Origin of the sequence: Stenotrophomonas lactitubi (assembly GCF_002803515.1) — a bacterium.
Classification (GTDB): Bacteria; Pseudomonadota; Gammaproteobacteria; order Xanthomonadales; family Xanthomonadaceae; genus Stenotrophomonas; species Stenotrophomonas lactitubi.
The window spans coordinates 411369-422887 of record NZ_PHQX01000002.1 but is presented as its reverse complement, the minus strand read 5'-3'; the positions used below and the strand labels follow the sequence as shown (position 1 = coordinate 422887).

At 66.8% G+C, this 11519-nt stretch carries 14 protein-coding genes; 7 read left to right on the top strand and 7 right to left on the bottom strand.

The features are described from left to right. Positions 1-8 precede the first annotated feature (8 nt). A complete protein-coding gene (gene dut / locus CR156_RS21455) occupies positions 9-497 on the bottom strand; it encodes a dUTP diphosphatase (protein WP_089241345.1) in 489 nt (162 codons plus the stop codon). Next, positions 494-1756 (bottom strand): bifunctional phosphopantothenoylcysteine decarboxylase/phosphopantothenate--cysteine ligase CoaBC, encoded by a 1263-nt coding sequence (gene coaBC / locus CR156_RS21450; protein ID WP_100554495.1) that lies wholly within the window; start codon positions 1754-1756, stop codon positions 494-496. The genes dut and coaBC overlap by 4 nt, the downstream gene beginning before the upstream one ends. Positions 1757-1980: 224 nt before the next feature. Here coaBC and CR156_RS21445 point away from each other — a divergent pair, with 224 nt between their 5' ends. The 4 genes from CR156_RS21445 (at position 1981) to CR156_RS21430 (ending at position 6095) form a co-directional block, all read left to right on the top strand. Beyond that, the gene (locus CR156_RS21445; RefSeq protein ID WP_100554526.1) at positions 1981-2607 is read left to right on the top strand and encodes a response regulator transcription factor; all 627 of its coding nucleotides are present in this window, start codon (positions 1981-1983) and stop codon (positions 2605-2607) included. 71 nt (positions 2608-2678) lie between these two features. Then, on the top strand, positions 2679-3383 hold the full coding sequence (gene radC / locus CR156_RS21440) for a RadC family protein (RefSeq protein ID WP_100554525.1): 705 nt from the start codon (positions 2679-2681) through the stop codon (positions 3381-3383). Positions 3384-3497: 114 nt separating this feature from the next. Beyond that, positions 3498-5186: an arginine--tRNA ligase gene (gene argS, locus CR156_RS21435; protein ID WP_100554494.1), complete on the top strand. Its 1689-nt coding sequence runs from the start codon at positions 3498-3500 to the stop codon at positions 5184-5186. Between the two features lie 21 nt (positions 5187-5207). Next, entirely contained in the window at positions 5208-6095 is an 888-nt protein-coding gene (locus CR156_RS21430) for an SPOR domain-containing protein (RefSeq protein ID WP_100554493.1), read from the top strand. Between the two features lie 70 nt (positions 6096-6165). Here the strand turns inward: CR156_RS21430 and CR156_RS21425 are convergent, their stop codons facing one another. Together CR156_RS21425 and CR156_RS21420 are read right to left on the bottom strand one after the other, a co-directional pair. Further along, positions 6166-6918 carry an SDR family NAD(P)-dependent oxidoreductase gene (locus CR156_RS21425; RefSeq protein WP_100554492.1) on the bottom strand — a complete coding sequence of 251 codons (753 nt, stop codon included), beginning with the start codon at positions 6916-6918 and terminating at the stop codon, positions 6166-6168. 88 nt (positions 6919-7006) lie between these two features. Further along, positions 7007-7501, bottom strand: coding sequence for a hypothetical protein (locus tag CR156_RS21420; RefSeq protein WP_100554491.1), 495 nt, complete (start codon positions 7499-7501; stop codon positions 7007-7009). A gap of 85 nt (positions 7502-7586) precedes the next feature. Here CR156_RS21420 and CR156_RS21415 point away from each other — a divergent pair, with 85 nt between their 5' ends. Further along, a complete protein-coding gene (locus CR156_RS21415) occupies positions 7587-8054 on the top strand; it encodes a YehS family protein (RefSeq protein ID WP_100554490.1) in 468 nt (155 codons plus the stop codon). A gap of 106 nt (positions 8055-8160) precedes the next feature. Here the strand turns inward: CR156_RS21415 and CR156_RS21410 are convergent, their stop codons facing one another. Next, on the bottom strand, positions 8161-8859 hold the full coding sequence (locus CR156_RS21410) for a TorF family putative porin (RefSeq protein ID WP_100554489.1): 699 nt from the start codon (positions 8857-8859) through the stop codon (positions 8161-8163). Between the two features lie 166 nt (positions 8860-9025). Between CR156_RS21410 and CR156_RS21405 the strand changes: the two genes are divergently transcribed. Continuing rightward, positions 9026-9415 (top strand): DUF6165 family protein, encoded by a 390-nt coding sequence (locus CR156_RS21405; RefSeq protein WP_100554488.1) that lies wholly within the window; start codon positions 9026-9028, stop codon positions 9413-9415. A 9-nt stretch (positions 9416-9424) separates the two neighbouring features. Here CR156_RS21405 and CR156_RS21400 read toward each other — a convergent pair whose 3' ends face one another. Beyond that, positions 9425-10102 (bottom strand): response regulator transcription factor, encoded by a 678-nt coding sequence (locus CR156_RS21400; protein ID WP_100554487.1) that lies wholly within the window; start codon positions 10100-10102, stop codon positions 9425-9427. Positions 10103-10293: 191 nt separating this feature from the next. Further along, a complete protein-coding gene (locus CR156_RS21395) occupies positions 10294-10866 on the bottom strand; it encodes an OmpO family porin (RefSeq protein ID WP_089241369.1) in 573 nt (190 codons plus the stop codon). Positions 10867-11144: 278 nt separating this feature from the next. On the opposite strand from CR156_RS21395, the gene CR156_RS21390 reads away from it, so the two are divergent. Further along, positions 11145-11504, top strand: a complete 360-nt coding sequence (locus CR156_RS21390; protein WP_089241371.1) for a DUF1428 domain-containing protein — start codon at positions 11145-11147, stop codon at positions 11502-11504. Positions 11505-11519: the final 15 nt, after the last annotated feature.

Genomic DNA, 11519 nt, shown 5'->3' with positions numbered 1-11519 from the left:
GTCCCCTGTCAACGCACCCCGGTATGGCCGAATCCACCCGTTCCCCGCACGCTGTCGGTGAAAGTATCCACCACCTGCAGGCTGACGCGGGCAATCGGCACGACCACCAGCTGCGCGATGCGATCGCCCGGCTCGATGGTGAAGGCCTCGCGGCCACGGTTCCAGACACTGATCAGCAGCGGCCCCTGGTAGTCGGCGTCGATCAGGCCGGTGCCGTTGCCGAGCACGATGCCATGGCGGTGGCCCAGGCCCGAACGCGGCAGGATCACCGCACACAGATGCGGGTCGGCGATATGGATGGCCAGCCCGCTGGGGACCAGTGCGGTATCGCCCGGCTGCAGGGTCAGCGCGGTTTCCAGCGCCGCGCGCAGATCCATGCCGGCGCTGGCTTCGGTGGCATAGGCCGGCAGCGGCCAGCTGTCACCGAAGCGCGGGTCGAGCAGCTTGACCTGCAACGGTTGTGGGGTGAATCCGTGGGTGTTGCTTGCCTGGGTCATGCCTGGAGTCTCCGCGCGATCAGCGCCAGCAGTTGTTCGGCCAGCTCACGCTTGGAAGTAGCCGGGAATACCTGTTCGCCATCCTGCCAGAAGGCCGTGGCGGCATTGTTGTCGCTTTCGAAACCACCGCCGCTGATACCCACCTGGTTGGCGATCACCAGGTCCAGGCGCTTGTCGACCAGCTTGCCGCGCGCATATTTCTCCACATCGTGGGTCTCGGCGGCAAAGCCGACCACCAGCTTCAACGACTGCGTCTGCGCGGCAACCTCGGCCAGGATGTCCGGGGTGCGCATCAGCTCGATCACCAGCGACTGGCTGTCGGCAGTCTTCTTCAGCTTCTGCGCGGCCACCTGGCGCGGGGTGTAATCGGAAACGGCAGCAGCGCCGATGTAGATGTCGGCCGGCAGCGCATTCAGTACCGCCTCGCGCATCTGCGCCGCAGAGCGCACATCGATGCGCTGCACGCCGGGCGGCGTCGGCAGCTGCACCGGGCCACTGACCAGCACCACCTGGGCACCGAGCCCGGCGGCAGCGGCGGCCAGCGCGTACCCCATCTTGCCGCTGCTGCGGTTGCCCACGTAACGCACCGGATCGATGTCTTCATAGGTCGGGCCGGCGCTGATCAGCAGGCGCAGACCCTGCAGCGCATGCGTTTCCGGCGCCGCAGCGGCTGCGGCAGCAGTGCCGTTGGCGGCCAGGGCGGCGACGATGTCGCCCGGCTCGGCCAGACGGCCGGGGCCGGATTCGCCTTCGGCCAGCGGCCCATCGACCGGACCGATCACCTGCGCGCCACGCTGGCGCAGCAGGGCGATATTGGCCTGGGTGGCCGGATGCAGCCACATCCGATGGTTCATCGCCGGGCACACGGTCAGCGGCGCGGTGCTGGCCAGGCACAGGGTGCTGACCAGGTCGTCGGCGTGGCCCTGGGCCAGGCGTGCCAGCAGGTCGGCGGTGCCCGGCGCGATCACGATGCGATCGGCCCAGCGTGCCAGTTCAATGTGGCCCATGGCCTGTTCGGCCGCGCTGTCCCACAACGTGGTGCGGGTCGGCTGGCCGGAAAGGGCCTGGAAGCTGAGTGGTGTGACGAACTGCTGGGCGCCGGCCGTCATCGCCACCTGTACCAGCGCACCGGCATCACGCAGGCGTCGAACCAGTTCCAGGGCCTTGTAGGCCGCGATCCCGCCGCCGACACACAAGAGCAGTTTCTGGCCTTCCAGCGCGCGGATCCGCGTCGGGGAAGCGTTGGGAGAATCAGCCACCTGGAATTCCTGTGCAAACGAGGGCGTTAGCTTACCCGAAGGCCAGCAACCTCCCGGTGCACGCGGCACATAGCGGGCGGCTATCAGCACATGGACAGCCCCCAGGGAGTTTTCCGGGTTTGCTGCATGCCGATTCGGAACTTTCCTATACCTCTTCGCGTCCCCGCTTTGCAGAATCATCGCTGGCCACCCAGGTGTGCCGTTCGATTTCCCAGGAGTTCCCCGTGCAACCGCGCATCATCATTGCCGACGACCATCCGGTCGTCCTGCACGGCATCCGAATCGTGCTCGAGCGTCACCAGATGGACGTGGCCGGTGCCGCTGCCGACGGTGCTGGACTGCTGCAGCTGCTGATACAGCAGCCCTGCCATGCCGTACTCACCGACCTGTCCATGCCCGGCCCGGGCCCGGACGGTCCCGCACTGCTGGCCGTGCTGCGCCAACGCCATCCCGAACTTCCCGTGGTGGTGCTGACCGGGGCCAGGCACCCGGGGTTGCTCGATGGCCTGCTACGCGATGGCGTACACGGCCTGGTCGACAAGAGCGCCGACTTCGCCGAGTTGCCGCAGGCCCTGCATGCCGCCATGGCAGGGCAGATATTCGTTTCCGATCAGCTGCGGCGCCACCTGCAGGCCCGCGATCTGCTGTTCCCGCATCCACCGGCCGCGTTGTCGACACGCGAACTGGAAGTGCTGCAACTGCTGACCGACGGCCTGAACATCAATGCCATCGCCGACCGCAGCGGGCGCAGCCCGAAGACGATCAGCCGGCAGAAGGCCGAAGCCATGCGCAAGCTGGGCCTGCAGAACAACCAGGAGCTGTACGACTACCTGCAGACCCGGCGCGATTGAGGACTTGGCCGACCCACGGGTACGGCAAGCGCTTATGGGAGCGGTCGGCGATGATCGCCATGATGGGCACCATGCCCATCCATGAATGGCCCGAAGAAGAGCGCCCCCGCGAGAAGCTGCTGGCCCGGGGGCCCACGTCACTGTCCGACGCCGAACTGCTGGCCCTGTTCCTGGGTTCCGGCATTGGCGGCCGGGACGCCGTACAGACCGCGCGCGACCTGTTGCTCGCCCACGGTCCATTGCGGGTGCTGCTGGACCGCCCCGCCCGCGAACTGTCGAAACTGCCTGGGTTGGGGCCGGCGCGCAGCTGCACGCTGGCCGCAGGGCTGGAACTGGCCCACCGCTACCTGGCCGCTGAACTGCAGCAGGGCGAAGCGGTCGGCAACAATCCCGTGACCGTCGGCCGCTACCTGCAGCACCGTCTGCGCGGGCAGGCCCGGGAGCTGTTCGTGGTCCTGTTCCTGGACAACCGCCACCGCCTGATCGCCTGCGAGGAACTGTTCGCCGGCACCATCAACGCAGCCCCGGTCTACCCCCGCGAAGTGGTCCGCAGAGCCCTGCTGCACAACGCCGCCGCGGTCATCCTCAGCCATAACCACCCCTCCGGCGACCCGGAACCCTCGGCCGCCGACGCACAGATCACCGAAGAGCTGCATCGGGCCCTCGCCCTGGTCGACATCCGCCTGCTGGACCACTTCGTGGTGGGCGAGGGGCGTCCCGTTTCGTTTGCTGAACGGGGTCTCCTACCGCCGCTTCAGGCCCGTCTGGTCGGATGATCCCCGCGGCAGCAGGCGGCCACGCCTGCCTTGGCAGGCAGGCCCCGGTCAGCGTTGGGGCCGGCATCTGCGCTAAAATGGGCGATTCCGCCGCTCATTCTCACAGCAGGCCTCGTGAAAAATCTCCTCCGCGCCCTGATCAGCCAAGGCATCGAAGCCTTGCGCGCCAATGGCACCCTGCCCGTCGACTCCCTGCCGCCGGACTTCGTGGTCGAGCGCCCGAAGACCCGCGACCATGGCGACTTCGCCACCAACGCCGCGATGCTGCTGGCCAAAGCCGCGCGCAGCAATCCGCGCGCAGTGGCGCAGGCGCTGGTCGAGGCGCTGCCGCGCAGCGAAGACGTCAGCAAGGTCGAGATCGCCGGCCCCGGTTTCATCAATTTCCACCTGGCACCGGCCGCGTACCAGCGTGAAGCCGTCACCGTGATCAAGGAAGGCGCCGATTACGGCCGCAACCTGTCCGGCAATGGCCGCACGGTGGGCGTGGAGTATGTGTCGGCCAACCCGACCGGTCCCCTGCATGTCGGCCACGGCCGCGCTGCGGCCATCGGCGACTGCGTGGCACGCGTGCTCGATGCCAACGGCTGGAACGCCAAGCGCGAGTTCTACTACAACGATGCCGGCGTGCAGATCGAGAACCTGGCGCTGTCGACCCAGGCCCGGGTGAAAGGCATCGTTCCGGACCAGGAAGGCTGGCCGGAAGGCGGCTATCGCGGCGACTACATCGCCGACGTGGCGCGCGCCTACATGTCCGGCGCCAGCGTCGACCTGGAAGGCACCCTCGTGGTTGGCGCCAAGGACCCGGACGACATGCAGGCGATCCGTCGCTTCGCCGTGGCCTACCTGCGCAACGAGCAGAACCTGGACCTGGCCGCGTTCGGCGTGGATTTCGACATCTACTTCCTGGAAAGCTCGCTGTACGCCGACGGCAAGGTGGCCGAGGCGGTGGCCAAGCTGCAGGCGTCCGGCCATACCTATGAAGAAGGCGGCGCGCTGTGGCTGCGCAGCACCGACTTCGGTGACGACAAGGACCGCGTGATGCGCAAGTCCGACGGCACCTTCACCTACTTCGTGCCGGACGTGGCCTACCACCTGTCGAAGTGGCAGCGCGGCTACGAGCGCGCGATCACCGAGCTGGGCGCTGACCACCACGGTTCGCTGGCGCGCGTGCGTGCCGGCCTGCAGGCCATGGAAGTGGGCATCCCGCAGGGCTGGCCGGAATACGTGCTGCACCAGATGGTGACCGTCATGCGCGGCGGCGAGGAAGTGAAGCTGTCCAAGCGTGCCGGCAGCTACTTCACCCTGCGCGACCTGATCGAAGAAGCCGGCCGCGATGCCACCCGCTGGTTCCTGATCGCGCGCAAGCCCGATTCGCAGCTGACCTTCGACATCGACCTGGCCCGCCAGCAGAGCAACGACAACCCGGTGTTCTACGTGCAGTACGCCCATGCCCGCGTGTGCAGCCTGCTGCGCCAGGCGCAGGAGAAGGGTCTGGTCTACGAACAGGGTACTGGCCTGTCCAACCTGGGCCGTCTGGACGATGACGCATCGCTGGCCCTGATGAACGAGATCTCGCGTTATCCGGAAGTGGTGGAAGCGGCCGGCGTGGCGCTGGAGCCGCACCTGGTCGCGCAGTACCTGCGCGAATTGGCACACGCCTTCCACACGTGGTATCACGGGACGCCGGTGCTGGTGGACGACGCGACCGATCGCAATGCCAAGTTGACCCTGGCCTGCGCAGCGCGCCAGGTACTGGCCAACGGCCTCGACCTCCTGGGCGTTTCCGCCCCGGAAAAAATGTAAGTCTCAGGAGACGCAGTAGACATGGCAGCACGACGCGGCAAGACACAGGCTCGGCGCAACAGCAGCCAAGGCACGCCCGGATGGGTGTGGCTGGTTGCCGGCGTGGCGATCGCCGCCGTGGTGTTCCTGGCGGCGCCGAACCTGTTCAAGGGCGAGGGCGATGGCTTCCTGCGCGCCGGTCCGCAGCCGAACCCGAACGCGCAGCCGGCGCCGGTGGCCGATGGCGAAAGCGATGTCGGCACCCAGCCGGCCGCACAGCCGGCCACGCCGAAACCGGCCGAACCGGAAAAGCCGGCCGCCACCCAGTACGACTTCTACACCCTGCTGCCGGGCAAGGAAGTTGAAATGTCCGACGCCGAACTGGCCGCCAGCGCGCGTGCCGAAGACCAGCGCCGGGCCAAGGCCGAAGCGCAGCGCGCGCAGGCCGCACTGGAAGGCAAGCCGGTGCCGGCGGTTGCGGCCGCCGCACCTGCGGCGACGGCGAGCGTTGCCAGCACCGCACCGGTGACCGCCACCAGCCGTCCGCTGCCGACCCCGGTAAGTGAACGCCCGACAGCAGCGACGCCGGCAGCCGGCACCACCGCGCCGGCCAGCACCGTTGCCGCCGCTCCTGCGGCACGCAGCGAAGCCGCGCCGGCCGCCGCCAGCGCTGCGGCAGCCCCGGCACCGGCCGACAATGCCCGCTACATCCTGCAGGCAGGTGCATTCGGCGCTTCCGGTGATGCTGAAGCGACCAAGGCCAAGCTGGCGATGATGGGCCTGGCTGCACGCGTGGAATCGGCGCAGATCAACGGCAAGACCGTGTACCGCGTACGCATGGGGCCCTATGGCAGCGCCGGTGAGCTTTCCGAAGCCAAGCAGAAGCTGGATGGCACCGGCCTGCAGGCGATGGCGATCAAGGCGCAGTAAGTCTGCGGGCATGAATGAAAAGCCGGGCGTTGCCCGGCTTTTTTTTGCCTGTACGCATCCAGGGCGCAGATCAGCCCTCGCGGGCAACCTGGAAGCCGGCGAACGACTGGCTGACCGGCATCAGCTCCAGGCGATTGATGTTCAGGTGCGGCGGCAGGCTCGCTACCCAGAAGATCTGCTCGGCGATGTCCTCGGCGGTCATCGGGTTGGCGCCGGTATACAGCTTGTCCGACGCGACCTGGTCGCCATGGGTGCGGACCACGGTGAACTCGGTTTCGGCCATGCCCGGCTCGATGGTGGTCACCCGCACGCCGGTACCGTGCAGGTCCGAACGCAGGCCCAGCGAGAACTGGCTGACGAAGGCCTTGGTGCCGCCATAGGCATTGCCGCCCGGATACGGATAGACACCGGCCACCGACGAAATGTTGATGATGGCGCCCTTGCGCTCCACCAGCTGCGGCAACAGGCGATGGGTCAGGGTGACCAGCGCGGTGATGTTGGTGTCGATCATCGTCGTCCAGTCCTTCAGGCTGGCGCTCTGCGCCGGCGCGGTGCCCTGGGCGAGACCCGCATTGTTGACCAGCAGGTCGATGTCGCCGAAGGCCGGCGGCAGGGCCAGCAGCGCCGCTTCCATCGCGACCGGATCACGCACGTCGAACACGGCCGCGTGCACCACCTCCTTGCCGTAACGCTCGACCAGCGGCTGCAGGCGTTCGCTGCGACGGCCGGTGGCGATCACTTTCCAGCCCGCCTGGGCGAAGCGGTGGACGGCAGCGGCGCCGAAGCCGGACGTGGCGCCGGTAATCAGGACGGTTCGGGTCATCAGACAACTCCGTGGGAAACCAGACCGCCATTCTGGCACCCTCGGTCCACGGCTGCGTTGCCTGATCGGCCCGCTGCGGTGCGCGCGGTCAGCGCAGGCGGAACACGCGTGCCTTCGGCAGGTCTTCGTCGACCTGCAGGAACCAGCGCCCGGCGATACCCGGGATCACCTCGATCTGCGGCGCCTGCAGGGTCCTGCGCAGCTTCATCTGGCCCTTCATCACCTGCCACTGCTGGCCGTTGTCGAGGCTGAACACCGTGCCCGGTTCCCAGCCCGCAACGTCGCCGACCACGCGGGCGCTGACCGGGCCCTCTTCCAGGCCCAGGTGCATCGCCGCCGGGGCGGGAACGTTGGCCGGCAGCGGCGCGCCGGTGCTGGCGGTAACCGGCGCCCGGGCGGCGGCGGGCGTAGATGCTTCGGCCTCGCGCAGCACGCGGTTCAGGGTCTGCAGCTGGGTCGCGTCCAGGCCCACTTCGGCCAGCTGGGCCGCGCTGAGACGCTGCTCCACGGGTACGTAGCGGTCCTGGGCGGTCGCGGCGAAGCTGCTGGCGACCAGCAGAAGGGAGAGGAGGTACCGGCGCATCGAAGGGAATCCCTGCAGAACAGCGCTCACGATGCTGCAATCCGGTGACAGTCCGGTTACAGCCGCCGGGCCGGTACAATGGGCCATGATCAATAACGATGTGCTGCGCAGCGTGCGCTACTCCCTGGACCTCGGCGACCACCACGTGGTGACCCTGTGCCAGATGGCCGATCCGGCGTTCGAGGTGGATGTCGAGCAGGCCAAGGCCTGGCTGCTGCGTGAAGACGAGCCGGGCTTCCAGCCGATGAGCGACAGTGCGCTGGCGCACTTCCTCGATGGCCTGATCCTGCACCTGCGCGGCCAGGATGAGGGCCAGGCGCCGCGCACGGTGGAAACCCGCATCGACAACAACCTGGTGCTGAAGAAGCTGCGTGTGGCCTTCCAGCTGCGCGATGTCGACATGATGGAGATCTTCACCAGCATCGGCTTCACTGTCTCCAAATCCGAACTCGGCGCGCTGTTCCGCCAGCCCGGCCACAAGAACTATCGGCGCTGCCTGGACCAGATGCTGCGCAACTTCCTCAAGGGCCTGAGCCTGCGCCTGCGCGGCTGAGCACGGCATCGACGAAGGCGCGTGCGGCCGGTACCGCGGTGACGGTACTGGCCCTTCTGGTGCGACTGCCCACTGCCTGGCGCCCCCGCCAGGCAGTATCGGCCGACTAGAAGCTGCCCTGCAGCGCCAGCTCCCAGCGTCCACCGGCATTGCCCGGGAACAGCCGCTTGGCGGCGCTGTCGGTGTCATGCACGGTGGCGCGCAGTTCCCAGGCCGGCGTCAACGTGGCGATGGCACTGAGCTGGCCATGCAGGTAGTCCGGCCCCTGCGCGGTGGCCAGCCAGTACTGCCCCACCGCTGCTTCCAGGCGCACGCGCTCGTTCAACGGCACCCGCACGCCCAGCTGCGCGTAGGTGCCGCGACGGCCGCCGGCCAGCGCATCGTTGGAGTGGGCGACCTGCAGCCAGGCGCGTTGCTTCCAGGTGGTGGTGACATTGAGTTCGGTCCAGTCCAGTGCGCGACCGGTACCCGGATAGACATAACGGGTGAGGTTCGCATCCAGGCTCCAGTCCGGCGACAGCGCGCCGGACCAGCCGGCGACGAGATCGAACTCGCTGCGTGCACCGTTGTCCGGCGTGAACGAGACATTCGAGCCCCACGCGCTGGCATACCAGCCCGACCCCACCGTCACCTTTGCCCCCACCTGCGCGGCTGGATCGCCGTCGCTCTGCGAGCTGCCGCGCCACACATAGTCGCTGGTCACTGCCGCCGTGCCACTCACCTGTACCTGCGCCTGCACGCTGCCGGCGCACAGCAGCCCCGCCAGTGCGGTCGCGCTGGCCACGATCATCCCCTTGCTCTTCACTGCACTCACTTCCTCGTCGAAGGCGGTCTGTCCGCCCGGGACGGCAGTGTCGACGGCATGGCCGTAACGGTTCGATGGCGATGCCGTCGCGCCAGCGCAAATTCAGCGTAAATCCGCGCCGCAACGAGCGCGGTATCATGCAGGCCTATTTCCAGGAACCAACCACGTGGACGCCATCCTGACCCCGGTATCGATCGGCGAGCTGATCGACAAGATCACCATTCTCGAGATCAAGGCCGAGCGCATCGACGATGCGACCAAGCTGGCCAACGTGCACACCGAACTTGACGGCCTGCTGCCGCTGCTGCAGCAGCAGCTTGAGGCACAGCCGGCACTGGCCGCGCTGAAGACGCAGCTGAAGGCCATCAACGAGCGCATGTGGGAGATCCAGGACCAGCTGCGCGACAAGGAAGCGGCGCAGGTGTTCGACGCGGCGTTCATCCAGCTGGCGCGCGGCGTGTACGGCACCAATGGCGAACGCGTGCAGGTGAAGAACGAGATCAACCGTGTCGCCGGTTCGGCGCTGGTCGAGGAAAAGCAGTACCAGGGCGAGTAAGCGCGCCCGTCAGCCGCACTCCAGCAGGTGGCGGATGCGGAACAATTCGACATCGCTGCGGATGCCAAGCTTCTGGTAGGCCGCTTTCTTCTGCGTGCTGATGGTGCTGGCCGAGCGCTGGAAGCGCCGGGCGACTTCGCCGGTGCTGCAGCCTTGCAGCAGCAGCCGCAGCACTTCGCGCTCACGCCTGCTCAAGGGCGCCAGGGTGGGCGCCGACATGCGCCGCGAGCGTGATCGATTCAGCTGCGTGCGCAGATCCGGGGGCACGAAACGCCCACCGCGGGCAACCACGTCCACCGCACGCAGCAGCATTTCCGGCGTAGTCGCCTTGGACAGGAAGCCGCGTGCACCGGCCTGCATCGTCGTGGCCACGGTGCTGGCATTGCAGTGCGCGGACAGCACCAGTATCGGCACGCTGGGCCAGCGTCGGGACAACCCGCGCAGCAGCTGCAGGCCATCGCCAAGATCGCCCAGCGGCAGTGCATCGATCACCAGCAGGTCAACGCAGCCCGGTTCGCTTTCCAGCAGTTGCAGCAGGTCACGTTCGTTGGCATAGCTGCCCCGCACGTGCACACCGCTCTGCTGGCGCAGCAATACTTCCACCCCCAGCCGCAGCACCGGATGCGGATCCAGCAGTGCCAGACGGCGCGGCCGATCGGGGAGCAGCGGTGGGAGTACGGGCGGCATCGCGGTGTATCCGGCAGCACGGGATATCCACCGTAGGCGGCCACCGGCGGTGGCGGAATCCAATTCATTGCAATGCAACATGACGCCGCGTATCGCAGTCAGGCTCTGTTTTGATTCCCCACAACGCAACAGGCCCGGCAATGCCGGGCCTGTTGCAGCACGAACAGCGCGCGGGCGCGCCGTAGATGCAATTACCAGCTGAAGCGCGGGCCGACGGTGTATTCCTTGTCGCCGTGACGGTTCATCTTCAGCTCGCCGTTCAGGCCCCAGTTCTGGTTCAGCTTGACCTGACCACCCAGGCGGCCGTACCACTGGCTGTCGATGTCGACGCCGTGCTTCTTCGAATAGTCTTCGTAACCGACCAGGCCGTAGACCTCAGCGTGGGCACCGAACGCGGTACGGATACCGGCTTCAGCGCTGTAGCCGTTGAAATCCAGGCCGTGCTTGCGGTCGAACTTCTGGTAGGCAACGCGGGCAACGAAGTCGGTCGACGGAGCGATTTCGACGTTGTAGCCGGCACCGACCTTCCACTGGTCAACCTTGATGTTGGTGTGGTCGACTTCCTGACGGCTGTATTCGCCGAAAGCGTGGAAGTTCGGCAGGAAGCCGTAGGAACCCTTCACGCCCCAGCCATCAGCCTTGATGCCGTCAACGTCGGTCTTGGCGTAATCAGCCTCAGCGTAGTTGTAGGACAGGTTCTCGGCGGCCGAAGCGGTGAACGGCAGGGCAGCGGCCAGAGCCAGAGCAATCAGCGAATTCTTCATGGGGGTACACCTTTACTTTCTTATGGTGTGCAGCAGCGCCAGGGCGCCATCGCATCGGGAATGTAAATTCTCCGTTATTCGCCACAACGCTCCCTGAAAACAGCGGTCTTCGCATTGCTGAATTTTTTGCATTGATTCAGCAAGGCTCAGGCATACGCGCGCGGTACGCGCACGCGCTTCGATTCAACGGTGCGGCAATCGATGTCGATTTCCTGCGCCCTGAAGCGTCGACTCAATGAAGGCCGTGCACCTGGCATGGTCCATTCCGGAGGCAAGCGATGAGTTACATCGATGGTTTCGTACTGGCGGTGCCGACCGCCAACAAGGAGAAATTCCTCGCCCACGCCCGCAGCGCCGATGTGGTGTTCCTGGAATACGGAGCGCTGCGGGTAGTCGAAGGCTGGGGCGATGACGTGCCACATGGCAAGACCACCGACTTCTTCGGCGCGGTGAAAGCCACGACGGAGGAAACGGTGGTGTTTTCCTGGATCGAGTGGCCGGACAAGGCCACCCGCGATGCAGGCATGCAGAAGATGATGGAAGACCCGCGGTTGGACCCGACGAAGAATCCCATGCCGTTCGACGGTGCGCGGATGATCTACGGCGGATTCGAGCCGATCTTCGAACTCAAGCGCTGACCCCGGCGGGCGTCC

Coding starts and splice junctions, on each gene's coding strand:
- dut (WP_089241345.1), bottom strand. CDS start 497: ATGACCCAGGCAAGCAACACCCACGGATTCACCCCACAACCGTTGCAG.
- radC (WP_100554525.1), top strand. CDS start 2,679: ATGCCCATCCATGAATGGCCCGAAGAAGAGCGCCCCCGCGAGAAGCTG.
- CR156_RS21430 (WP_100554493.1), top strand. CDS start 5,208: ATGGCAGCACGACGCGGCAAGACACAGGCTCGGCGCAACAGCAGCCAA.
- CR156_RS21425 (WP_100554492.1), bottom strand. CDS start 6,918: ATGACCCGAACCGTCCTGATTACCGGCGCCACGTCCGGCTTCGGCGCC.
- CR156_RS21420 (WP_100554491.1), bottom strand. CDS start 7,501: ATGCGCCGGTACCTCCTCTCCCTTCTGCTGGTCGCCAGCAGCTTCGCC.
- CR156_RS21415 (WP_100554490.1), top strand. CDS start 7,587: ATGATCAATAACGATGTGCTGCGCAGCGTGCGCTACTCCCTGGACCTC.
- CR156_RS21400 (WP_100554487.1), bottom strand. CDS start 10,102: ATGCCGCCCGTACTCCCACCGCTGCTCCCCGATCGGCCGCGCCGTCTG.
- CR156_RS21395 (WP_089241369.1), bottom strand. CDS start 10,866: ATGAAGAATTCGCTGATTGCTCTGGCTCTGGCCGCTGCCCTGCCGTTC.
- CR156_RS21390 (WP_089241371.1), top strand. CDS start 11,145: ATGAGTTACATCGATGGTTTCGTACTGGCGGTGCCGACCGCCAACAAG.